This window comes from Xanthomonas albilineans, from assembly GCF_009931595.1.
Taxonomy (GTDB): domain Bacteria; phylum Pseudomonadota; class Gammaproteobacteria; order Xanthomonadales; family Xanthomonadaceae; genus Xanthomonas_A; species Xanthomonas_A albilineans.
The window spans coordinates 1053715-1075549 of the sequence record NZ_CP046570.1 but is presented as its reverse complement, the minus strand read 5'-3'; the positions used below and the strand labels follow the sequence as shown (position 1 = coordinate 1075549).

General features: G+C 66.2%; 21 protein-coding genes and 1 tRNA gene. 2 read left to right on the top strand and 20 right to left on the bottom strand.

The genetic code is table 11. The features are described 5' to 3' along the window. Positions 1–33: 33 nt before the first annotated feature. The 5 genes from XaFJ1_RS04720 to tpiA all read right to left on the bottom strand — a co-directional run bounded on the left by XaFJ1_RS04720 (position 34) and on the right by tpiA (position 2414). Positions 34–588 carry a NuoB/complex I 20 kDa subunit family protein gene (locus tag XaFJ1_RS04720; protein ID WP_010343006.1) on the bottom strand — a complete coding sequence of 185 codons (555 nt, stop codon included), beginning with the start codon at positions 586–588 and terminating at the stop codon, positions 34–36. After that, positions 579–935, bottom strand: coding sequence for an NADH-quinone oxidoreductase subunit A (locus XaFJ1_RS04715; protein WP_012915525.1), 357 nt, complete (start codon positions 933–935; stop codon positions 579–581). Before XaFJ1_RS04715 ends, XaFJ1_RS04720 begins: the two co-directional genes overlap by 10 nt. 110 nt (positions 936–1045) lie before the next feature. Then, positions 1046–1130 (bottom strand) — tRNA-Leu (locus tag XaFJ1_RS04710). Positions 1131–1179: 49 nt separating this feature from the next. Further along, a complete protein-coding gene (gene secG / locus XaFJ1_RS04705; RefSeq protein ID WP_012915524.1) occupies positions 1180–1596 on the bottom strand; it encodes a preprotein translocase subunit SecG in 417 nt (138 codons plus the stop codon). A gap of 62 nt (positions 1597–1658) precedes the next feature. Beyond that, on the bottom strand, positions 1659–2414 hold the full coding sequence (gene tpiA / locus XaFJ1_RS04700) for a triose-phosphate isomerase (RefSeq protein WP_012915523.1): 756 nt from the start codon (positions 2412–2414) through the stop codon (positions 1659–1661). Positions 2415–2508: 94 nt separating this feature from the next. On the opposite strand from tpiA, the gene XaFJ1_RS04695 reads away from it, so the two are divergent. Then, a complete protein-coding gene (locus XaFJ1_RS04695) occupies positions 2509–3309 on the top strand; it encodes an SDR family NAD(P)-dependent oxidoreductase (protein ID WP_012915522.1) in 801 nt (266 codons plus the stop codon). A gap of 71 nt (positions 3310–3380) precedes the next feature. On the opposite strand, the gene XaFJ1_RS04690 is transcribed toward XaFJ1_RS04695, so the two are convergent. The 9 genes from XaFJ1_RS04690 to trpB form a co-directional block, all read right to left on the bottom strand. Next, positions 3381–3812 carry a group 1 truncated hemoglobin gene (locus XaFJ1_RS04690; protein ID WP_155393071.1) on the bottom strand — a complete coding sequence of 144 codons (432 nt, stop codon included), beginning with the start codon at positions 3810–3812 and terminating at the stop codon, positions 3381–3383. 13 nt (positions 3813–3825) lie between these two features. Beyond that, positions 3826–4695, bottom strand: a complete 870-nt coding sequence (locus tag XaFJ1_RS04685) for a DUF3034 family protein (RefSeq protein WP_012915520.1) — start codon at positions 4693–4695, stop codon at positions 3826–3828. Then, positions 4692–7064: a putative bifunctional diguanylate cyclase/phosphodiesterase gene (locus XaFJ1_RS04680; RefSeq protein WP_012915519.1), complete on the bottom strand. Its 2373-nt coding sequence runs from the start codon at positions 7062–7064 to the stop codon at positions 4692–4694. Before XaFJ1_RS04680 ends, XaFJ1_RS04685 begins: the two co-directional genes overlap by 4 nt. Continuing rightward, positions 7061–7765 (bottom strand): methylamine utilization protein, encoded by a 705-nt coding sequence (locus XaFJ1_RS04675; RefSeq protein ID WP_012915518.1) that lies wholly within the window; start codon positions 7763–7765, stop codon positions 7061–7063. Before XaFJ1_RS04675 ends, XaFJ1_RS04680 begins: the two co-directional genes overlap by 4 nt. A gap of 156 nt (positions 7766–7921) precedes the next feature. Continuing rightward, positions 7922–8860 (bottom strand): isopenicillin N synthase family dioxygenase, encoded by a 939-nt coding sequence (locus XaFJ1_RS04670; protein ID WP_012915517.1) that lies wholly within the window; start codon positions 8858–8860, stop codon positions 7922–7924. 122 nt (positions 8861–8982) lie between these two features. Beyond that, on the bottom strand, positions 8983–10326 hold the full coding sequence (glmM, locus tag XaFJ1_RS04665; protein ID WP_012915516.1) for a phosphoglucosamine mutase: 1344 nt from the start codon (positions 10324–10326) through the stop codon (positions 8983–8985). A gap of 145 nt (positions 10327–10471) precedes the next feature. After that, positions 10472–11359: an acetyl-CoA carboxylase, carboxyltransferase subunit beta gene (gene accD, locus XaFJ1_RS04660; RefSeq protein ID WP_012915515.1), complete on the bottom strand. Its 888-nt coding sequence runs from the start codon at positions 11357–11359 to the stop codon at positions 10472–10474. 125 nt (positions 11360–11484) lie between these two features. Then, the gene (trpA, locus tag XaFJ1_RS04655; RefSeq protein WP_012915514.1) at positions 11485–12303 is read right to left on the bottom strand and encodes a tryptophan synthase subunit alpha; all 819 of its coding nucleotides are present in this window, start codon (positions 12301–12303) and stop codon (positions 11485–11487) included. A 142-nt stretch (positions 12304–12445) separates the two neighbouring features. Continuing rightward, positions 12446–13663 (bottom strand): tryptophan synthase subunit beta, encoded by a 1218-nt coding sequence (trpB, locus tag XaFJ1_RS04650; protein ID WP_012915513.1) that lies wholly within the window; start codon positions 13661–13663, stop codon positions 12446–12448. Positions 13664–13760: 97 nt separating this feature from the next. Between trpB and XaFJ1_RS04645 the strand changes: the two genes are divergently transcribed. Then, the gene (locus XaFJ1_RS04645; protein ID WP_012915512.1) at positions 13761–14654 is read left to right on the top strand and encodes a LysR family transcriptional regulator; all 894 of its coding nucleotides are present in this window, start codon (positions 13761–13763) and stop codon (positions 14652–14654) included. A gap of 95 nt (positions 14655–14749) precedes the next feature. Here the strand turns inward: XaFJ1_RS04645 and XaFJ1_RS04640 are convergent, their stop codons facing one another. The 6 genes from XaFJ1_RS04640 to aroC all read right to left on the bottom strand — a co-directional run bounded on the left by XaFJ1_RS04640 (position 14750) and on the right by aroC (position 21831). Further along, a complete protein-coding gene (locus XaFJ1_RS04640) occupies positions 14750–15412 on the bottom strand; it encodes a phosphoribosylanthranilate isomerase (RefSeq protein ID WP_012915511.1) in 663 nt (220 codons plus the stop codon). Further along, entirely contained in the window at positions 15409–16182 is a 774-nt protein-coding gene (gene truA / locus XaFJ1_RS04635) for a tRNA pseudouridine(38-40) synthase TruA (protein WP_012915510.1), read from the bottom strand. Before truA ends, XaFJ1_RS04640 begins: the two co-directional genes overlap by 4 nt. A gap of 217 nt (positions 16183–16399) precedes the next feature. Next, on the bottom strand, positions 16400–18388 hold the full coding sequence (locus tag XaFJ1_RS04630; protein WP_012915509.1) for a type IV pilus assembly protein FimV: 1989 nt from the start codon (positions 18386–18388) through the stop codon (positions 16400–16402). Positions 18389–18563: 175 nt separating this feature from the next. Beyond that, positions 18564–19589 (bottom strand): aspartate-semialdehyde dehydrogenase, encoded by a 1026-nt coding sequence (locus XaFJ1_RS04625; protein WP_012915508.1) that lies wholly within the window; start codon positions 19587–19589, stop codon positions 18564–18566. A gap of 102 nt (positions 19590–19691) precedes the next feature. Continuing rightward, a complete protein-coding gene (locus tag XaFJ1_RS04620) occupies positions 19692–20735 on the bottom strand; it encodes a 2-hydroxyacid dehydrogenase (RefSeq protein ID WP_012915507.1) in 1044 nt (347 codons plus the stop codon). Then, complete coding sequence (aroC, locus tag XaFJ1_RS04615; RefSeq protein WP_012915506.1) at positions 20728–21831, bottom strand: chorismate synthase; 1104 nt, start codon at positions 21829–21831, stop codon at positions 20728–20730. The genes XaFJ1_RS04620 and aroC overlap by 8 nt, the downstream gene beginning before the upstream one ends. Between the last annotated feature and the right edge of the window lie 4 nt (positions 21832–21835).

Below are 21835 nucleotides of genomic sequence, written 5' to 3'. Positions count from 1 at the left end.
GGGGACTTGGCGTGCTCTCGAAGAAATGAGGAATCAGCGCGCGATGGTCTGGGTTCGCCAGATCTTCTTCTGCAGCTGCAAGATGCCGTAGACCAGCGCCTCGGCGGTCGGCGGGCAGCCAGGAACGTAGACGTCCACCGGCACAATGCGATCGCAGCCGCGCACCACCGAATACGAATAGTGGTAGTAGCCGCCGCCATTGGCGCAACTGCCCATCGAGATGACCCACTTCGGGTCCGGCATCTGGTCATAGACCTTGCGCAGCGCCGGGGCCATCTTGTTGACCAGAGTGCCGGCGACGATCATCACGTCGGACTGGCGCGGCGACGGGCGGAACACCACGCCGTAGCGATCCAGATCCAGGCGCGCGGCGCCAGCGTGCATCATCTCCACCGCGCAGCACGCCAGACCGAAGGTCATCGGCCACATCGAGCCGGTCCGCGCCCAGTTCAGCAGCGCATCGACGCTGGTGGTGACGTAGCCCTTCTCCAGCAGCGGGTTCTCGCCTTCGGGGCGCAGGATGTCGTCCACCCGCCCTTCCGGGATCGGGTTGGTCATCAGGCGATCCAGGGTCTGAATCACTCCCATTCCAGCGCTCCCTTCTTCCACACGTAAACAAAACCGAGGAACAGCATGCCGACGAACAGGCCCATGGTGACCAGGGAGCGAGCGCCCAGATCCATGAACACCTGCGTCCACGGCACGATGAAGATGATTTCCAGGTCGAAGACGATGAACTGGATCGCGATCAGGTAATAGCGCACGTCGAACTTCATGCGCGCGTCCTCGAACGCCTCGAAGCCGCACTCGTAGGGCGAGAGCTTCTTCAGGTCAGGACGCCGGGGACCGAGGAACCGCCCTATCAACATCAGCGCAACGCCGATACCGGTAGCCACGATCAGAAACAGCAGGGTCGGCAAATATTCGGCCAGCACTCGCGATTCTCTCTTGCCTTTGCCCACGCGCATAACGCGCAAGCATGGGGTAGACGATTTCCTGGGCAAAGGCGCAACGCCCCTTCGCACAAAAAACCGCAGCCAAACAATGGTGCCCAAGAGGGGACTCGAACCCCTACGACCTAAGTCGCTACCACCTCAAGGTAGTGCGTCTACCAATTCCGCCACCTGGGCCTGCATCACATGCGCGGCAATCCCGCCGCGCAGCATAGTGTAACCGTCTTCAGTGTTTCTGCGATGGGGCGGGCGACTTTTCTTGCACCTTCCCCGCTGCCGGGGCGGCGGGCGGCGCCACGGCCGGCGCCGACGATGGCGCCTGCGGAATCTGCAATTCGCCGGCCGGCGCGGCCGGCACCGGGGACGCGCCCTGCGACATCACGCCCAGGTTGGCGTCGGCCGGTTGCGCGCTGTGAGCAGCGTACCAAGCCATGAACAGACTGATGGCAAAGAACGCCACCGCCAGCCACTTGGTCGTCTTGGACAAGAAGTTGGACGCACCACGCGACCCGAACACGGTGCCGGACGCACCCGAACCGAACCCCGAGCCCGCCGCCGCACCGGCACCGCGCTGCATCAGGATCAGCGCGATCATGGCGATCGCCACCAACACGTACACCACATTGAGGATGACAATCAGCATTTCGAGATCCGTCCAGACAGTACGACTTGAATTACGAGCGACAACCAGCGGCGACAGCTCGGTTAACAGGCGGCCGCCGCTTGCACGATGGCCAGGAATTGCGCGGCAACCAGCGAGGCACCGCCGACCAGCCCACCATCCACATCGGGCTGCGCGAACAGCTCCGCGGCGTTGTCGGGCTTGACGCTGCCGCCATACAGGATGGGCAGCGAATCTGCGATTCTAGCATCGCGGGCAGCCACTTCGCCACGAATGAAGGCATGTACCGCCTGCGCCTGCGCCGGGCTGGCGGTGCGCCCGGTACCGATCGCCCACACCGGCTCGTAGGAGATCACCGCGTTGGCGAAGCCCTCCCCGCCGACCAGGGCCAGCACCGGCGTCAGTTGCGCGGCGATGGCCGCCTCGGTCTGCCCGGCCTGACGCTGCTCCAGGGTCTCGCCCACGCACAGGATCGGGCGCAGCCCGGCAGCAATGGCCGCGGCGAACTTGCGCGCCACCAGCTCACTGCTCTCGTGTTGATACTGGCGCCGCTCCGAATGCCCGACCAACCCATAGTCGGCACCGACATCGACCAGCATCGCCGCCGACACCTCGCCCGTATAGGCACCCTGCACGTTGCAGCTGACATCCTGGGCTCCGAAACACAACTCGCGACGCTGGAACGCCTCGATCAGGCCAGCCAGATACGGCAATGGCGGCAGAATCACCACCTCCACCGCATCACCGGACAAGCCTGCGACCACCGCCTGCAGCAGCGCGTGAGCGCCCTGGCGAGTGCCATGCAATTTCCAATTTGCAGCTACGATCTTGCGTCGCATCGGCGCATTTCTCGGCTAAAAGTGCCCAGAGAATAGCCGATGCGGCACCAAGGTCAGTCATCCTCCCGTCCCCGCCCCCCGACCCGAGACCGCCATGCCCACGCCTCCCGGCTACGCCCTGATTACCGGCGCATCCAGCGGCATTGGCCGCGAAATCGCCCGCGAATACGCCAGACGTGGCATCCCGCTGATCCTGAGCGCACGCAGGGAGGCACGGCTACAGGCGCTGGCGGAGGAACTGCGGCCACAGGTGCCGGTGGCAGTCCTGGTCGCCGACCTCGCCGACCCGACAACGCCAGCTGCGCTCGTCGCGGAACTGGAACGACGCCGGCTGCCGGTACGGATCCTGGTCAACAACGCCGGCTATGGCGTACCGGGCCGCTTCCCCAACCAGGATTGGACGGTACACGCCGCATTCCTGCAGGTGATGATCGCTGCGGTCTGCGAACTGACTTGGCGCCTGTTGCCGACACTGCGCGCCAGCGGTCATGGCCGCATCCTCAATGTGGCCTCGTTCGCCGCCCTGGTCCCCGGCGCCGACGGCCACACCCTGTACGCGGCAGCGAAGAGCTTCATGCTGCGCTTCAGCGAATCGCTGGCGCTGGAGAACGCCGACCGCGGGGTCAAGGTCTGTGCGCTGTGCCCAGGCTTCACCTGGTCCGCGTTCCACGACGTCACCGGCACCCGCGAACGTATGGACAAACTGCCACGCTGGGTCTGGCTGCAGACCGCCGCAGTGGCCCGTGCCGGGATCGATGGCGCCGAACACGGCAAGGTCCGCGTGGTGCCGGGCACGCTCTATCGCGCACTGCTCGGGATGGCCGCGCTGCTGCCCAACGCCCTGCTGCTGCGCCTGATGCGCCGCGGCTCGCGGCGCATCAGATCGGTGGAATAGCGCACGGCCTGCCCGTGCGGCGGCGGCCGCCACCGAATACTGCGCCGGGCAGCGGGAAGCCCGGCACGACCCTAGGGCTGGTTGACGATATCGCCGTGCAGCGGCGCCAGCCTTGCTAGCAGCCGGTTCTGGGTGCGGCGTGGGATGCCGCGCTGGTCCATCGCCCACACCAGGTCCTCGACCAGCGCATTGAAGTCCGCCTCGTGGATCGACAGATGCTGGTGCGCCTGCTTCATCGGCTTGGCAGTGTCGGCACACGGGCCATCGCTGAGATGGCAGAACTTCTGTACCAGGCGCTGGTTCAGCATCACGATGTTGACCCGAGCGAAGTGCTGGACGATCCGCGGGTCGTCGGCGATGCGCGACAGCAGAGTCTCCACCAGCGCATCAATGCCAGGCTGGCCGCCCAGGTCGGCGTACAGCGTGCGCGGCGGCGGCGGAGCGCTAGCGCAGCCAACCAACAGCGCCGCCGTCGCCAGCAGGATCGGGATCAGTACACGCATCGGCCGGACCATGTCAGAACGCCACCTGCAGAGAGAGATAGGGCCCGCGCTGATCGCGCAGGGTGGCCACGTCCCCGAGCTCGGCCCAGGCGCCGACCACGGACACGCGCTTGTTCGGGAACCATGCCACAAACGCGTCCGCCCAGGCGTGCTCGCGGGCGAATCCCAGGTTGTCCGGCTTCTGTCGGTATTCCAGACCCAGCACCCAGGACGGATCCAGCACTACCGCAACGCTGGCCTCGGCCATCAGCCGATACGCATTGCCGCGGTCGCCGCCGAAACCGAGCAATCCGGTCTGGTTGGCGCGGGTGGCGCGCACCGTGCCGTTGACCAGCAACTGGTAGCCGCCGGCCGCGTCCAGCCACAGCTTGGCGGCGCTGAGATAGACGTCGGTGCCATGGTCGGCGCGCGCGCCGATCGCCAGCGGCAGCGTGCCGTCGCGCAGCCGCTTGTACTGCACGCCCAGCGCCACCTGCGGCGCGGCCCCGTAGACCAGGTCACCGCCAAGCCGCAGCTTGGCGCCGACCACGTCCTGGCCGAGCGCGTTCCACGGCAGCGCCAGGCGCCGCTGCAACGTGCCCAGGTCCAGGCGCTGCCGGGCCAGCGACAGTTCCAGGCGGTTGCCCAGGGTCAGCGCCGCACCCTGCACGTCCAGCCGGTAATCGCCGCTGTCCACATGCGTGGCGAACAGCACCGCACCATCCTGATCGCGCGTGCCGTAGCCGGACAAGGTCGCCCACGGCACGATGCCGCCGCCGCCGCTGCCCTCCACGGTGGAGGCGCCGCCGGTGGCCAGCAGGCGTCCCTGCCCGGCCCAGGCCAGCCCCGGCAACAAGGCCGCAACCGCAAGCAACACGCTTCGTGGAAGTCGGGTTCGGGTCATCGGGACATCTCCATGATCGGGGCCGGCGTTACCGCGCCCGCCTCCGCGCGCTGCGCGCACCAGGCCAGCAACGCGGCTTGGTCGAGCGGCTTAGCATACAGATAGCCCTGCGCCACGTCGCAGCCGTAGCTGCGCAGCAAGGCCTCGGCCGCGGCATGCTCCACGCCTTCGGCAACCACCTTCATGCCCATGTTGTGTCCCAGGTCGATGGTACTGCGCACGATCACCGCGTCGTCGCTGCCCGCAGCCAGCTGCAACACGAAACTCTTGTCGATCTTCAGCTCCTGGACCGGCATGCGCTTGAGCTGCGCCAGCGACGAATAGCCGGTACCGAAGTCGTCGATGGACAGGCGCACGCCGCAACGGCGCAGTTGCTGCATCATATGCAGGGCGTGCTCGACATCGCGCATCAGCGCGCTTTCGGTCAGCTCCAAGGTCAGGCGCGGCGCGGGCAGACCGTGCCGCGCCAGGCAGCCGCTGACGAAGGCCGGCAGGCCCGGATCGTTGAGGTCCAACGCCGACAGGTTCACCGCCAGGCCAAGATCCAGGCCCTGGCCACGCCACAGCGCCTGCTGGCGCATCGCCTCGTCGAGCACGAACTGGGTGAGCTGCTGGATCATCCCGGAGTGCTCGGCCAACGCAATGAACTCGTCCGGCCCGATCAGGCCGAGCAGCGGATGCTGCCAGCGCAACAACACCTCCACTTGTTCGACCTCACCGCGCGCCAGGCCGATCTTCGGCTGGAAGCGCAGCGACATCTCGCCGCGCGCGATCGCCTGGTGCAGGTCGCCGGTCAGGCGCAGGCGGCGCAGGTGCTGCTCGTCCTGCCCGTCGCGGTACACGGATGCGCCACTGCCGAATTGCCGTGCCTGCTGGCGGGCGATGTCGGCGCGGCGCATCAGGGTGTCGGCATCGGCGCCATGCGCGGGAATCAGTGCGATGCCGATGCTGGCATCGGCCAGAATCCCCGCCTGCGGCAGACTCAGCGGTTGCCGCAGTTGCGCCAGCAACTCGGCGGCGTAGGCGTCCACCACGGTGGCATCGCAGCGCGCCAGCACCACCATGAATTCGTCGCTACCGAGCCGGCCGACCCGATCCGGCGCACGCACCGCCTGTTCCAGCCGGCGCCCGGTGTGGACCAGCACCTGGTCGGCGAAATCATGGCCGAAGCTGTCGTTGAGTTCCTTGAAACGTTCCATGTCAAGCACCAGCACGGCCGCGGTGGTGCCATCGGCCTGGCACGCCTCGACCACGCTCTGCAAGTGTTGCAGCAGCGCCGTGCGGTTGGGCAGTCCGGTCAGCGCATCGTGCCGCGCCTGGTGCAGGATGTCCTGTTCGCGGCTGGCGATGCGGCGCTGCATGGCGCCGAAGCTGCTGGCCAGTTCGGTCAACTCGGCGCTGGCGTGCAGCGGCAGCAGCGTCTGGTAGTCGCCGTGCTGGATGCGCCGCGTCGCCGCGACCAGTTGCGCGACCGGGCGGCTGACCCCACGCGCCAGGAAAATCGCCGCGACCAGCGCGGCCAGCGTGGCCACGCCGGCCAGGATCAGGATACGCAGCTTCAGCAGGCGGTATGGCGCATCGGCGCGGTCCAGCGAGGCCTGCAGTGCGACCATGACGCGGCCGTCGTCGGACGCCGGCCGCACCCGCACGAGGTACCGCGCCTGCCCGAGCAACAGTGGCTGCGCGGCCGCCGGCGCCAGCGCCGTGTGCCGCAACTGCTGCTGGAACTGCGCGGCCCGCAGCGGATCCAGGGTCGAGGCTAGCACCTGCTGCGCGCCCTGGGTGGTGAAGAAGGTCGCGTCCAGCCCGGTGGTGCTAATGAAGTCCTGGCCGAGCTCGGCGCCGGATTCCCCGCCAATCGCGACCCAGCCGACCCGTTGCGGCGCCAACACCTGCACCACCGCCAGACGCATGAGGCGCCGGTCCAGCACCACGAAGCCGACCGCGCTGCCGTTGCGCTGCGCCTGCCGCAGCAGCGGCTGCACGGTACGCAGTTGTTGCGCCTGCGGTAGCGCCGACAGCCCAGCCAGGAACTGGCCGTCGGCCGACAGCAGCAGAGCACTGGGCGCGCGCACGCGCGCGGCATGGTTGCGCAGCGCCGACTGCATGGTCGGCACGTCGCCGCTGGTCACCGCGGCGCGGAAACCGAAATCGTCGGCGAGCACCGAGGCGGCCTGCAGCAGTTGCTCGTCGCGGCGCTGGTCGATGCGCTGCCACACACGCTCGCCGGTGCGCAGTTCGTCGTCCAGTTGCGCGGCGACGCTGCGCTGGGTCGCCACGTGTACGGCCAGGAACGTCAGCGCCTGTGCCGCCAGCACCACCAGCACCAGCAGCGCGGCGATGCGGGTGTGCAACCGCAAAGGCTTCATCGCGTCGGCGCCGTCTGGCTGCGACGAAACTTGTCCTGCAGCGCGCGAATGCGCGGATCCTCCGGGACGACCGGCGCCGGCCCGTGCGTGGACAGCAGCACGGCTTGGCGCAGCGGCGCGCGCGCCACCTGCAGCGGCTGCGAATAGCTGGCGCCGCTCAGGCGCGGATGCCACACCCGCAGTTCGTATGCGCCGGGCGGCACATCCAGTCGCACCTGCGCATCGGCGCCGGTCACCGCGAAATACGGGGTATCGAGCACCATCACGTAGCCGACCATCCAGTCATGGATGTTGCAGCCCACCGTGACCAAACCCGGTTGCTCGAAGCGCACCGGCTTGGCAGTGCTGCCCTGGTACAGCGGCAGCTCGAAGCGCTTGGCCGGCGAGAAGGAATAAACCTGGTGGCGGATCTGATCGCGGTTGGGAAAGCGCACCAAGCTACCGACCTGCACCGCCAGCACCGCGGGTACGAACTGCGAGTTGACCTGATCCATCGTCGCCGTCACCGACGCCGCCGGCGAGGCCTGGCGTACCGGCGCGGCCGGTTGCAGGCTGACCACGGCGTCGGCCAGCGGCCCGGCGGCATCGGCTACGACCACCGTGACCGGCGTGGCCGCTGCCGGCAACTCGGCCAGCCCAAGCACAACTGCGAGCCAGCAGCGGCGGCCCTGCCGCCAGAAGGATCCCGTCCGCCTTGTCATCGTAGCCTCTCTACGTGCCCGGCTGGCAGCGCCCGGACCACCCGGACGGCGCATCGAGGGCGACCTGCAAGCGATATCGGCATTGACCGGACCCGGCTTGAGGCCGTTTCCGGCCGGCGGGCGTCCCGACAGCGGCACGGAGCGTTGCGGGCGGGGTTACTTCAACTTGATCTCGCGCAGGCGCTCTTCCAGATAGCCCTGCGCGGTGATCGGCTCAGGATAGCGATTGGGATTGTCGGCACTGACGCACGCAGGCAGCACGTCGATCAGGAAGTCTGGGTTAGGATGCAGGAAAAACGGGACCGAGTAACGCGGCGTGCGTGCCTGCTCCCCCGGCGGATTGACGACGCGATGTGTGGTTGAGGGATACACATGATTGGTCAGCCGCTGCAACATGTCGCCGATGTTGACCACGATGGTATCGGCATCGGAGGTGAACGGCACCCATTCGCCCTGCCTGGACTTCACCTCCAGACCGGCGGCACTGGCGCCGACCAACAATGTGATCAGATTGATGTCCTCATGCGCGCCGGCGCGCACGTTGGGGATGTCGTCGGCGGTGATCGGCGGATAATGGATCGGGCGCAGAATCGAATTACCCGAGTCGGTCTTGTCCACGAAATAATGCTCGGGCAGACCGATATGCAGCGCCAGCGCGGACAGCACCCGCGCGCCGAGCCGATCCAGCGCCTGGTACAAGCCATAACCTTGTGCGCGAAACTCCAGCACTTCGCTCGGCCACAGGTTGGGCGGCATCACTAGACGATGCTTGGAATCGTCAGCGATCTCGCGACCGATATGCCAGAACTCCTTAAGGTCGAAATGCTGGGCACCCTTGGCGGTCTCCACGCCCAAAGGGGTGTAGCCGCGAGCGCCGCCAGCACCAGGCACTTGGTATTTGCGCTTGACCGCTTCGGGCAAAGCAAAGAACGCCTTGAATACAGCATAGGCGGCATCGATCTGCGCCTGTGCGATGCCGTGGTTGCGGATGCCTGCAAACCCCCACTCGCGATACGCCGCGCCCAGTTCGGCGACGAAGGCGTCGCGGTCGCTGTCCAGACGGGTGATGTCCAAGATGGGAATGCGTGCGGTCATGGCAGCAATGGTCATCGTCGCAAAATTAAGGAGACAAACACCGCCATCAACGCAATAGGCGATACAGCAAGTAAAACGTGGCCGCCTTGGCGATCACCACGAAGATGGCGATGAGGATCGACTCACGCCGCGTCACGGACCGCCTCGACGAGCGCATCCAAGGTGTGGCGCATCAACCCGACATCGTCGGCTTCGACCGTGACCCGCACCACCGGCTCGGTGCCAGAAGCGCGCAGGAAGGCACGTCCATGCCCCTGCACTGCCGCCTGCGCCGCCGCCAGCGCCGCCTGCACGCTAATCGCCTCCAGCGGGCGCGCCCCCGGCTGCAGGCGTACGTTGATCGTCTGCTGCGGCACTTTGCGTAAATTCTCCAGCGCCTTGCGCAAGGTCTGGCCGGAGCGCTTGAGCACTTCCAACACCTGCAGTGCACTCACGATGGCATCGCCGGTGGTGGCCCGATCCAGACACAGCATGTGCCCGGACGTTTCGCCACCGAGGATGCCGCTGTGTTCGACCAGCGCCTGATGCACGTGACGGTCGCCGACCTTGGCGCGCAGGAACGGCAACTGCAACTGCGCCAGCGCCTTCTCCAATCCATAGTTGGTCATCAGCGTACCAACCACCGGTCCGCGCAAGCGACCACTGGCGTGCCAGCCGCACGCCAGCACATATAGCAGATCGTCGCCATCGACCGGATTGCCCTGGTCGTCGGCCATCAGCACGCGGTCGCCATCACCGTCGAAGGCGATGCCCAGGTGTGCGCCGTGAGCGCGCACATTGTCGGCGAGGGTGTCGATGTGCATCGAGCCGACGCCGGCGTTGATGTTGAGACCGTCCGGCGCCGCGCCAATGGCGATCACCTCCGCGCCCAGTTCGCTAAACAACAGCGGCGCGATGTGGTAAGTCGCGCCATGCGCGCAGTCCAGCACCAGCTTCAGCCCGCGCAAGTCAAAACCGCGCGACACGCTGGCCTTGCAGAATTCGATGTAGCGGCCGATCGTATCGCGTGCGCGCACCGCCTTGCCCAGACGCTCGGATTCCACCGTGGCGAATGGCGCGTCGAGCGCCGCTTCGATCGCCTGCTCGGTCGCATCGTCGAGCTTCTCGCCCTCGGCGGAAAAGAACTTGATGCCGTTGTCGTAGTGCGGGTTGTGCGAGGCGCTAATCACGATGCCGGCATCGGCGCCGAGCGTGCGGGTCAGGAACGCCACGGCCGGCGTCGGCATCGGACCGAACAACTGCACGTTGGTGCCTGCCGCGACCAGGCCAGCCTCCAGCGCCGACTCGAACATGTACCCGGAAATGCGCGTGTCCTTGCCGATCACCACGGTCGGCTGCGCATTGCCCGCGGCCACCAATACCCTGCCCAGCGCGTTGCCCAGGCGCATCACAAAATCCGCAGAAATCGCCCCTTGCCCAACCCGACCACGGATGCCATCGGTGCCGAAATACTTGCGCACGCTCATAAAGCCGGGACTCGGGACTCGGAACTGGAGACCCAGCGGGAAAAGCGCACAGCGCTGCTAGCGATGAACGCGCGTGCGCTGTTTGTGCGATGCATCCGCTGCGAGAAACCGCCGCCCCCGGGACCCGGGTCTCGGGTCCCCACCTTCATGCGGCCTCCGTCTTCGCCGGCGCCGGTTGACGCATCAGCATCGCCAGCAGTTCGGCCAGGCGGTCGCGCAGTTCACGGCGGTCGCAGATCTGGTCGATCGCGCCATGGTCGAGCAGGAACTCCGCACGCTGGAAGCCTTCGGGCAAGGTCTCGCGCACAGTCTGCTCGATCACTCGCGGGCCGGCGAAGCCGATCAACGCATGCGGTTCGGCGATATTGATGTCGCCCAACATGGCGAAACTGGCCGACACGCCACCGGTAGTCGGATGGGTCAGCACCGACACATACGGCAGACCTGCCTCGCGCAGGCGCCCCAGCGCAGCGGAGGTCTTAGCCATCTGCATCAGCGAAAACAGCCCTTCTTGCATGCGCGCACCGCCACTGGCGGAGAAGCACACGAACGGTGCACCGATCTTCAGCGCGGTCTCGGCGGCCAGCGCGAACCGCTCGCCCACCACCGAGCCCATCGAGCCACCCATGAAGGCGAAATCGAACGACGCGGCGACCAACGGCTGCGACTTGAGCAGGCCCTGCATCGCGACCAGCGCATCGTATTCGCCGGTGCTCTTCTGCGAGGCCTTGATGCGCTCGCCGTACTTCTTCTGATCCTTGAACTTCAGTGCATCGGTCGGCCCAAGACGCGCACCGATCTCGGTGGGCGCGGTGTCGGCATCGAATAACGCCGCCAGGCGCGCACGCGCGCGGATCGGCAGGTGGTGGTCGCACTTGGGACACACCTCCAGATTCTCTTCCAGCTCCGGCCGGTACAGCGCAGCGCCGCAGTTGGGGCACTTCTCCCACAGACCTTCGGGAACACTGCGTTTTTTGCCGGGCGTGTTATCGGTACGGATGCCCGAGGGCATCAATTTGCTGAGCCAACTCATGCGGAATGACGATCCAGTCGCGCGGCCCGTCGGGCCGCCAAGGGGCGACAGTCTAGCGCAGGGCGCGGGCCTGGGTGGCAAGCCCCCCGGCCGGACCCGCACGGATCCGGCGGTAATACGGCGGTCTAGCCGTGCGCGTCCAACGCCTGTCGCAAGGGCGCCAGGAACGCCAGGGCAGCGGCGCGCGCCGCCTGCGGAGTCGCGGCCTCGGCCAAGGCGGCGACCAGGGCGCTGCCAACCACCACGCCATCGGCATCGGTCGCCATGGCCTTAGCGCTGGCCGCGTCCTTGATGCCGAAGCCGGCCACCACCGGCACCGGACAACGCGCCCGCAATTGGCGCAACCGATCCCCGGCGGCATGCGTATCCAGCCGGTCGGCGCCGGTCACGCCAGCGAAACTGACGTAATAGAGGTAACCGCGCGCGGTATCGCACAGCAGATTCAGGCGCGCATCGCTGGTGGTTGGCGAGGCAAGCACGATCAAATCCAGACCGGCATCGGCGAACACCGCCAGGGTCTCGACCGACTCTTCCGGCGGCAAATCGACCAACAGCACGCCATCCACGCCGGCGGCGACCGCTTCCTCGGCAAAACGCGCAGTTCCGTGGATTTCGACCGGGTTGAGATAGCCCATCAGCACCACAGGCGTGACCATGTCGTCACGGCGGAATGTACTGACCGTATCCAGCACGTAGCGCAGCCCGGCACCGCGTGCCAACGCGCGCTCGGAACTGCGTTGGATGGTCGGACCATCGGCCATCGGATCGGAAAACGGCACGCCCAATTCGATCACGTCGGCACCGGCCTCGACCAAGGCATGCATCGCCGGCACGGTCGCCTCCAGCGACGGGTCACCGGCGGTCACGAACGGAATCAACGCCTTGCGCCCAGCCTGACGCAACACCTCCAACCGCGCGGCGATGCGCCCCACCGCGACGCTCACGGACGGCCTCCGACGCACGCCACAACGTCCTCAATGCTGCAACACCTCGTTTCCACGTTGCCTTCTCCCGGCATGTTCTCGTTCTCCGCACCATCGCCAATGATCGACCACGCGGCACAGTGCGGCATCGCGGCAAGCGCGCTCACAGCGTCAACCCTTCGCGCGCGGCGATGGTGTGCACATCCTTGTCGCCGCGACCGGACAGGTTGCACAGCACCAGCGCGTCTTTAGGCAACTCCCGCGCCAGCTTGATCGCTTGTGCAACCGCGTGGCTGGACTCCAGTGCAGCGAGGATGCCCTCCGTATGCGCCAGCAGATGGAACGCGGCCAGTGCCTCGTCGTCGGTGATGCCCTGATAGGTGGCACGACCGCTGTCGGCCAGAAAGGCATGCTCAGGACCGACGCCCGGATAGTCCAGGCCGGCGGACACCGAATGGGTCTCGATGATCTGCCCATCGTCGTCGCAGATCACGTAAGTGCGATTGCCATGCAGCACACCGGGACGCCCAGCCGCGATCGAGGCGGCATGGCGACCGCTGGCGATGCCGTCGCCAGCGGCTTCGGCACCGTAAATTTTCACCGAAGCATCGTTGAGGAAGGCGTGGAACAGACCGATGGCATTGCTGCCGCCACCGACGCAGGCGCTGATCGCATCCGGCAGGCGACCGTAGTCCTGCAACATTTGCGCGCGCGCTTCGCGCCCGACGATGGCGTTGAAATCGCGCACCATGCGCGGATACGGATCGGGACCGGCGACGGTACCGATGATGTAGAAGGTGTCCTGCACGTTGGTCACCCAGTCGCGCATCGCCTCGTTGAGCGCGTCCTTGAGCGTGGCCGAACCGGAAGTCACCGGCACCACCGTGGCGCCAAGCAACTTCATCCGGTAGACGTTGATCTTCTGCCGCTCGATATCGGTGGCCCCCATGTACACCACGCACTCCAGCCCCAGCCGCGCGGCCACGGTGGCGCTGGCCACACCGTGTTGGCCGGCGCCGGTCTCGGCGATGATGCGGGTCTTGCCCATGCGACTGGCCAGCAGGGCCTGGCCGATGGTGTTGTTGATCTTGTGCGCGCCAGTGTGATTGAGGTCTTCGCGTTTGAGCAGGATCCGCGCACCGCCAACTTCGCGACTGAGCCGCTCGGCATGGTAGATCGGGCTGGGCCGGCCGACGTAATGGGCCAGATCCTTGTCGTAGGCGGCGATGAACGCGGGATCCTGGCGCGCGGCATCGTAGGCCGCGGCCAACTCCTGCAGCGGGCCGATCAGGGTCTCGGCGACGAAACGACCGCCATAGCGACCGAAATGGCCGGCGGCATCGGGATAGGCGTGGAAGTCACTGACGGGAACAGAGGCCATGGCAGTAGCTGGGCAGCGGGAGCAAGCGAACACTTTAACGCACATTTCAATGCACAAAAACCTATAAAATCTGACCATATATGTCAGGAAAATTCACATGAATACCCCGCGCCGCCTGCCCTCGCTCAACGCCCTTCGCGCATTCGAGGCGACCGCAAGACTGTGCAGCGTCGGTGCCGCGGCGACAGAACTGCACGTCACCCATGGCGCGGTAAGCCGCCAGGTGCGCTTGCTGGAGGAGGACCTGGGACTGGCACTGCTGCGCCGCGAGGGGCGCGGTATTCGCCCGACCGCCGCCGGCGAACGCCTATGCGAAGCAGTCGGCACCGCTTTCGCCCATTTGCACGACACCGTGGCCGAACTGCGCCAGCCGAGCCGGCCGTCGGCGCTGGTGCTGGGCTGTCCAGGCAGCATCCTGGCCCGCTGGATGATCCCGCGCCTGCAGGCACTGCAGCGCGACTTGCCCGCTCTCACCCTGCACTTGTCCGCACACGAAGGCGAATTCGCCACCGATCTGGAGGGACTGGATGCAGTGCTGTTGTTGGGTCAGGCACCATGGCCGCAGGATTGGCAGGTTCACGTACTGGCGCCGGAACGGATCGGTCCGGTGCTGAGCCCGGCGCTGCCGCAGGCACAGACGCTGTGTGCAGCGACACCGACGGCACTGCTGCAGTGGCCGCTGCTGCATACCGCCTCGCGGCCACAGGCCTGGCCAGCCTGGGCTCAGGCACAAGGCATGAGCTCGGCGCAGTTGCACTACGGCACCGGCTTTGAGCATCTGTACTACCTGCTCGAAGCGGCATTGGCCGGGATCGGCGTGGCAATCGCGCCACAACCACTGGTCGCCGACGACTTGGCCAACGGACGCCTGCTGGCACCATGGGGCTTCGTCGAAACCGCTGGACAATGGGCGCTGTGCACGCGACGCGAACGGCAAGACCCCAGAGTGGAAGCATTGGCCGGCTGGCTGACCGCCGAACTGCGAAGGTGAAGCGCCAACACCAACGCGTCGCACTGCAAATTTACGACGCGAACCAAGCGGCCGCGTGACGCGTCCGCCGCGTCACGCGGCGGACGCTGTCGCACTCAGCGACTCTGAGCCAATTCGTAGCAGTCGGCGCGGCGGACTTCCTCGACGAAACGGCGCATCTTGTTCCCGTCCTTGATCCCGGGCTGACTTTCGATACCACTGGAGACATCTACACCCCACGGCAACGTGGAGACGATCGCATCGAAGACGTTGTCGCCGGTAATGCCACCAGCGAGCAGCAACGGCCGATGCAGCCCGGTCGGCAGTCGCGCCCAATCGAATGTCTTGCCCGACCCACCGCTTTCGCCGGGGGCATGGCTGTCGAACAGAAACCCGGCAGCGTTGGGAAACTGCAACTGCAGCGTGCGCGCATTGAACTCGCCGCCACCCATCGGCACCGCTTTCAAGTACGGCAGGTTGAAACTGCGGCAAAAACCATCGTCTTCAACGCCGTGGAACTGCAACAGAGTCGGACGTAACGTGCGCAGCACCTCGCGCACCTCATCCTTGGTGTTGTCGCGAAAAAGTGCAACAACATCCACCATCGGCGCAGCCGCCTGGCGCATCGCCCGCGCCTCGGTCGGCGCGACACGCCGCGAACTCCCATGGGCGAACACAAACCCGACCGAATCCACGCCCAATTCGCCTGCAAGGCGGATGTCGCCGGCACGGGTCATGCCGCAGAACTTGATGCGAGTGCGATATAAGGTTCGATTCATAGGGTGACCTCATCCGGAAGCGTCCAATGGGCGGGATAGAGGGGACCGACGAAGACCAGCCCCTGCGGCGACGCGGTCGGACCGGCGATACGGCGATTGCGTCCGGATAGAAGTTCGCCAATCCAGGACACCGGCTTTTCGCCCGTTCCGACCATGACAAGCGACCCAACGATATTGCGCACCATGTGATGAAGGAATGCATTGGCCTGGAGCTGGAACTCGACGAGTTCACCGTTGCGAGTGACCACGATCGACTGCAATTCGCGACGCGCATGCAGTGCCTGACACTGTACGCTGCGGAACGCGCTGAAGTCTTGCTCGCCCAGCAACGCCTGCGCGGCGATATGCATCGCCTCGACCTGCAGTGGCCGCCGCTCCCAGCTCAGCGTCTGCCGGTACAAGGCTGGACGCACCTGGCGGTTGAGCAGACGGTAGCGGTAACGACGCGCACGCGCGGAAAACCGCGCATGGAAATCGTCTGCGACCGGCACGCACCAGCGCACGCACACCGAGGGCGGTAAGCGCGCCGTAGCACCCAACATCCAGCCACGTGGGGGCCGCAGCGCAGCGCAATCGAAATGCACAACCTGGCACTCGCCATGCACACCGGCATCGGTACGACCGGCGCACACCACACTCACCGGCACATCGGCCACAGACGACAGTGCCCCCTGCAGCGTCGCCTGGACGCTCGGGCCACCGGATTCGCCAAGTTGCTGCCACCCCTGGAACGCACTGCCGTCGTATTCCACGCCTAACGCGTAGCGCATGGCGGCCTCCCTGCCAACGCTGGCCAATCGCCGAACGCTGTCGACGCGCATCGCACATGGACCGGCCCAACCAAGCCATCCGGATCCACACCAACGACAGCGGCAAGCTGCCGTCTCGCCACGGAATGACGCAAGCCGCTAGCCGGCATACAAAAAAATGAGCGCATTGCCACCGTCCCGATGTCATCAGGACGGCGCCGCGCGCCGTCTGCATGCATCAACCCAGACGCTCCAACAACTGCCGAGCTTCCGTTTGCGCGGTGGGATCGCCGTTGGCGGCCACCTCGATCAGCAAAGTGCGCGCAGTCTCGTGATCGCCCAGATCCATGTATGCCACCGCCAATTCCAGTCGCTCGCGACCGACCGGCGGATACGGCGATTCCGGCACAGCGACCACCGGCGCCTCGGGCGGATGCCAGGTCGGTTCCTGCCGGCCGACTGCGGTCGGCGCGGGCGACGGGGACCAAGGCGCCTCGGCAGCGGGCAGCGGCGTTTGCGCCGATACCGGCTCGAGCGCAGTAGCAGCATCGGCGCGATGGAGATCGATAGGCGGCGCAAACGGCGCAGGCTCCACCGCATCGTGCCGATACGCGTGTTGCGCCATCTCGCGCTCGAATGCATCCATAGCATCTTCTTGCTGTGCGCGGTGGTGATCGTCTGCAACCGGAGCCGGACTCGGCTCGTGCAGGCCTAAGGAACCGTGCGATTCGATACCCTCGACATGATCCAGCGGCGGCAGTTCCAGTGCATCCACCTCGTGGTGCGCGACCACAGGTGCCGATGCCGTCAGCGCCATCGCTTCGTCGTCGTATTCCGACAAGGGCGGCAACGGTGAGGGCTTACGCCGGCGCGAAAGCCACCAAGCGCCAACGCACAATACCAACAGACTCAATCCAGCCCATAGCCACAGCGACGACCCAGCTGCTCCCTGGACAGGTACCGGCTGCGCCTGTCCGGCTTGCGCCAGACGCTTCTGCGCCACAGCCAGGTCACTGTCCTTGAGCGCGAGCAGTTGCTGCTGCCGCGTCTTGAGCTTTTCCAGTTGTTCGACCCGCGAACGCAGTTCCTGAACCTCGGCATCGCGCACTGCGAGATCTTCGCGCGCCTGCTGCAATTGTTGCGTCGCCACTATGTCTCCTTCATTGCCAGCACCAGTGCCGGACTTAGCTCCCGCCCCACGGCGCGACGCCGGTACTGCCGGCGCGATTTCAAGGTGTGCGCCGGATGCGGCGGCAGACGTCGCAGCGACTGGCTTGGTCGCTGACGCCGCGCGGCCCTGCTGCGCCTGCGCAGGCTGCGGCACCGATGCCCGAACATCGCGCCACTGTGCGGCCTGCTCACGCACCAACGCGGCCGCTGCGGCGGCATCCAGGCTAGCCAGATCTTCCTGACGCGGCGTACGCAACACGGCGCCCCGCTTGAGCAGGTTGAGATTGCCACGAATGAAGGCGTCCGGGTTCGCGCGCAGCAAAGCGACCATGGTCTGGTCAAGCGAATGGCCATTTCCCCGCGCCAGTTGCCCGGCAATCTGCGACAAAGTTTGCCCGGCACGCACCGGCGCCAGCGCGTCGCCAGACGCGGCCACTAGCGCGGCGGCTGGTGCCACCGCCCGGCTCGCCGGTACCGGCGCCTGAGCAGCCGCTCCCGCCGACGGCGGCACCGATGAGGATGCGTGGCGGGTAATGCGATCAGACGGCGCTGCAGCCGGCGCCTTGATGGCCGGCGCATCGACCGCCGTGGCGGTGTTAGGCGTGTCGATTAACGCGGAATATTCCCGGACCAACCGGCCCTGCCCCCAATCGACCTCGATCAGAAAGCTCAACGACGGCGCCGCGACCGGCGTGCGGCTAGTGACACGGATCACCGCGCGGCCCTGTTTGGTCTGCGCGAAACGGAACTGCAGCTCGCTGACCAAACCTTGCGGACGCTCCAGGCCGACTCGCGCGAAGGTTGCCGGCGAAGCCAGCGCCACCTGCGCTTGCTCGAGTTCGCCCGGCTGATTGGAGATCACCGGGATCTCGGCCAGAAATGGTTCGCCTGGCCTGGACAACACGCGGATATCGCCAAGACCCAGCGCAAACGCCGTCTGGCTGCATGTCAGCAACAGCAGCGCACACAGCGTCCACCAAGCACGACCGGCACCAAGCGCGATCGACGCATCGCCGCCGACAAGGCGGCAACACAACAAGCGTAGTCCTCGGCGCATCCCGTCATTGCCCGTTGGTGTCATGGGGCCAAATATATATGAAAGCCGGGACGCGGGGCTCCAGACCCGAAAAGACGCCAGGCCAGGACCGATGCCCTGACCTTGGTGATACGTCATCTCAACGGATACACCCTGCAGGCACGCAAGCGATCAAATCCGAGTGCGCCCCAGGCATTTAGTTCTCCTGCGCCACCAACTCCGCCAACTGTACCGCGTTGAGCGCGGCGCCCTTGCGGATGTTGTCGGAAACGATCCACAGGTTGAGGCCGCGCGGATGCGAAATATCCTCGCGGATGCGCCCGACGTAGACCGCATCCTTGCCGGAGGCGTGGGTTACCGGTGTCGGGTAACCACCGGGTTTGCGCTCGTCGACCACCTCTACGCCCGGCGCGGCAGCCAGCAGCGTGCGCGCCTGCTCCAGCGTGACCTTGCGCGTGGTTTCGATCGCCACCGCTTCGGAGTGACCATAGAACACCGGCACACGTACCGCGGTCGGATTCACTTGAATGCTGTCGTCACCGAGGATCTTGCGCGTCTCCCAGACCAGCTTCATCTCTTCCTTGGTGAAGCCGTTGTCCAGGAACTCATCGATATGCGGGATCAGGTTGAAGGCGATCTGCGCCTGGAATTTCTGCGGCTCGATGTCCTGGAAGGCCAGCAACTGCGCGGTCTGCTTGCCCAACTCTTCCATGCCCGAACGACCGGCGCCGGAGACCGATTGGTAAGTGGCCACGTTGATGCGCTCGATGTTGAATGCGCGGTGCAGCGGCGCCAGCGCCACCATCATTTGCATGGTCGAGCAGTTGGGGTTGGCGACGATGCCGCGCGGGCGTTGCTTGAGCGCGTCCGGATTCACTTCCGACACCACCAGCGGCACATCGTCGTCGTAGCGGAAAGCCGAGGAATTATCGATCACCACCGCACCGGCCGCAGCGAATTTCGGCGCGTATTGCTTGGAGATATCGCCGCCGGCGGAGAACAGCGCGATGTCCACGCCAGTGGGATCGAAGGTTGCCAGGTCGAGCACCGTGACCTTCTGGCCCTTGAACTCGATCTGGCCGCCGGCGGAGCGCTCGGACGCCAGCGGGAACAACGTGGCCACAGGGAAATCGCGCTCGGCGAGGATACTCAGCATGGTGTCGCCGACAGCACCGGTGGCGCCGACGACAGCGACATTGAAACGACGAGTTGGGTTGCTCATGGAGGTGTTGGATTCACAGGAAAAAGTTGAGAAAAAACCGCCGTACTGTCAGAAGGATTCGGGGAACCTGCCATGCGGATCGCACGGACCGCCGCAGGTTCCCTATCGTTTTTTGTCCACTATCGCAGACGCTGCGTCGACCGAAACCGCAGTCGCGATCGCATCCAGGTTCAATGCATTGGGCGGACGTCCCGCGTTGGCACCGATGCCCAACGCGGCGAGCAAATTGTCTACCGCCAGCGCCACCATCGCGCGACGGGTCACCGCGCTGGCGCTGCCGATATGCGGGGTCAGCACCACATTGCGCAGCGCCAGCAACTCCGGGCGCACCGTCGGCTCGCCTTCGAACACATCCAGTCCAGCTGCGGCCAGACGCCCCTGCGCCAAGGCATCGGCCAACGCCAGCTCATCGACCAGACCACCGCGCGCGATGTTCACCAAGGTCGCAGTCGGCTTCATTTTGGCTAACGCGGTGGCATCGACAATGTGGTGCGACTGCACGCTGTATGGCAATACCAGCAGCAGGTGGTCGGCACGCGCTAGCAGCGTGTCAAAGCCGACGTACTCGGCGCGATGCGCGTGTTCCAACGGCTCCGGCAGGCGGCGGCGGTTGTGGTAGAGCACGCGCATCGAGAAGCCGGCGGCGCGGCGCGCGATGGCCTGGCCAATGCGGCCCATGCCGAGGATGCCGAGGGTGCTGCCATGGAGATCGGCGCCGAGCATGGTCTGGAACGACCATTGCCCCCAGCGCCCCTCGCGCAACCAGCGCTCGGCCTCGGTGATCCGCCGCGCCGCGGCCATCAGCAGCGCGAAGCCGAGATCGGCGGTGGTTTCGGTGAGCACATCGGGGGTATTGGTGGCGACGATGCCGGCCGCGCTGAGCGCGTCCAGGTCCAGGTTGTTGTAGCCCACGCCAACGTTGGCGATGGCGCGCAAGCGCGGTGCGTCGGCGATCTCGGCGGCACCGATGCGCTCATTGAGGGTGACCAGTGCGCCATCCAGCGGCGCCAGTGCCGCGGCCAGTTGCGCCGGGGTGTACGCGGTCACCGTCGTGGTGGTGGTCAGCACGCAATGCGCGTCCAACCGTGCGACGACATCGTCGAACAGCGGCTGGCTGACCCACACCCGCGGGCGCGGGTCAGCCATCGCCAGCGCCGGGAATGCGCGGCCCGACCACGCCGACATCGCCGCACTGCGCGCGGTGACGCAGCGCCTGATCCATCAGCACCAGCGCCATCATCGCCTCGGCGATCGGCGTGGCGCGGATGCCGACACAGGGATCGTGACGGCCGGTGGTGATGACGTCCACCGTCTGCCCGTCCACATCCACTGTGGCGCCGGGCAAACGCAAACTGGACGTGGGCTTGAACGCCAACGACGCCACGATCGGCTGGCCAGTGGCGATGCCGCCCAGCACGCCGCCAGCATGATTGGATTGGAAACCCTCCGGTGCGATCAGATCGCGATGCTCGGTGCCCTTCTGAGTCACCACCGCGAAGCCGTCGCCGATCTCCACCCCCTTGACCGCATTGATGCTCATGAAAGCGCCGGCCAATTCGCCATCGAGCTTGCCGTAGATCGGCTCGCCCCAGCCTGGCGGCACGCCATCGGCGACCACAGCGATCCGCGCGCCGATCGAATCGCCGGACTTGCGCAGCGCATCCATGTACGCCTCCAGCGCCGGCACCTGCGGCGCGTGTGGCCAGAAGAAATCGTTGCCCTCCACCGCATCCCAGGCAAAGCCCTGCGGCAGCAGCTCTCCCAACTGGGCCAAATACCCGCGCACGCGCACGCCGTAGCGCTGTGCCAGCCACTTCTTCGCGATCACGCCTGCGGCCACGCGCATCGTGGTTTCGCGTGCCGAAGAGCGGCCGCCGCCGCGCGGATCGCGGATGCCGTATTTTTGCCAGTAGCTGTAGTCCGCATGCCCCGGACGGAACTGGCGCCCGATGTGCGTGTAGTCCTTGCTGCGATGGTCGGTGTTGCGGATCAGCAAACCGATCGGGGTGCCGGTGGTGCGTCCCTCGTAGACACCGGACAGAATTTCGATCTCATCGGCCTCGCGCCGTGCCGAGGTATGCCGGCTCTTGCCGCTGGCACGACGTTGCAGATCGTGGGTAAATTCGCTGGCATCCAGTTCCAACCCGGGCGGACAACCATCGACCACGCAGCCGATCGCCGGCCCGTGCGATTCGCCAAAGGTGGTCACGGTCAACAGGGTACCGAAGCTGTTCGCGCTCATGATT

What these genes read in the sequence shown, in the direction of transcription:
- XaFJ1_RS04645 (WP_012915512.1), top strand. Translation starts at nt 13,761, where the DNA reads ATGAATACCCCGCGCCGCCTGCCCTCGCTCAACGCCCTTCGCGCATTC.
- XaFJ1_RS04685 (WP_012915520.1), bottom strand. Translation starts at nt 4,695, where the DNA reads ATGACCCGAACCCGACTTCCACGAAGCGTGTTGCTTGCGGTTGCGGCC.
- XaFJ1_RS04670 (WP_012915517.1), bottom strand. Translation starts at nt 8,860, where the DNA reads ATGACCGCACGCATTCCCATCTTGGACATCACCCGTCTGGACAGCGAC.
- XaFJ1_RS04690 (WP_155393071.1), bottom strand. Translation starts at nt 3,812, where the DNA reads ATGCGTGTACTGATCCCGATCCTGCTGGCGACGGCGGCGCTGTTGGTT.
- XaFJ1_RS04695 (WP_012915522.1), top strand. Translation starts at nt 2,509, where the DNA reads ATGCCCACGCCTCCCGGCTACGCCCTGATTACCGGCGCATCCAGCGGC.
- XaFJ1_RS04720 (WP_010343006.1), bottom strand. Translation starts at nt 588, where the DNA reads ATGGGAGTGATTCAGACCCTGGATCGCCTGATGACCAACCCGATCCCG.
- XaFJ1_RS04680 (WP_012915519.1), bottom strand. Translation starts at nt 7,064, where the DNA reads ATGAAGCCTTTGCGGTTGCACACCCGCATCGCCGCGCTGCTGGTGCTG.
- XaFJ1_RS04630 (WP_012915509.1), bottom strand. Translation starts at nt 18,388, where the DNA reads ATGCGCCGAGGACTACGCTTGTTGTGTTGCCGCCTTGTCGGCGGCGAT.
- XaFJ1_RS04620 (WP_012915507.1), bottom strand. Translation starts at nt 20,735, where the DNA reads ATGGCTGACCCGCGCCCGCGGGTGTGGGTCAGCCAGCCGCTGTTCGAC.
- trpB (WP_012915513.1), bottom strand. Translation starts at nt 13,663, where the DNA reads ATGGCCTCTGTTCCCGTCAGTGACTTCCACGCCTATCCCGATGCCGCC.
- XaFJ1_RS04675 (WP_012915518.1), bottom strand. Translation starts at nt 7,765, where the DNA reads ATGACAAGGCGGACGGGATCCTTCTGGCGGCAGGGCCGCCGCTGCTGG.
- glmM (WP_012915516.1), bottom strand. Translation starts at nt 10,326, where the DNA reads ATGAGCGTGCGCAAGTATTTCGGCACCGATGGCATCCGTGGTCGGGTT.
- truA (WP_012915510.1), bottom strand. Translation starts at nt 16,182, where the DNA reads ATGCGCTACGCGTTAGGCGTGGAATACGACGGCAGTGCGTTCCAGGGG.
- XaFJ1_RS04640 (WP_012915511.1), bottom strand. Translation starts at nt 15,412, where the DNA reads ATGAATCGAACCTTATATCGCACTCGCATCAAGTTCTGCGGCATGACC.
- aroC (WP_012915506.1), bottom strand. Translation starts at nt 21,831, where the DNA reads ATGAGCGCGAACAGCTTCGGTACCCTGTTGACCGTGACCACCTTTGGC.
- XaFJ1_RS04625 (WP_012915508.1), bottom strand. Translation starts at nt 19,589, where the DNA reads ATGAGCAACCCAACTCGTCGTTTCAATGTCGCTGTCGTCGGCGCCACC.
- accD (WP_012915515.1), bottom strand. Translation starts at nt 11,359, where the DNA reads ATGAGTTGGCTCAGCAAATTGATGCCCTCGGGCATCCGTACCGATAAC.
- tpiA (WP_012915523.1), bottom strand. Translation starts at nt 2,414, where the DNA reads ATGCGACGCAAGATCGTAGCTGCAAATTGGAAATTGCATGGCACTCGC.
- secG (WP_012915524.1), bottom strand. Translation starts at nt 1,596, where the DNA reads ATGCTGATTGTCATCCTCAATGTGGTGTACGTGTTGGTGGCGATCGCC.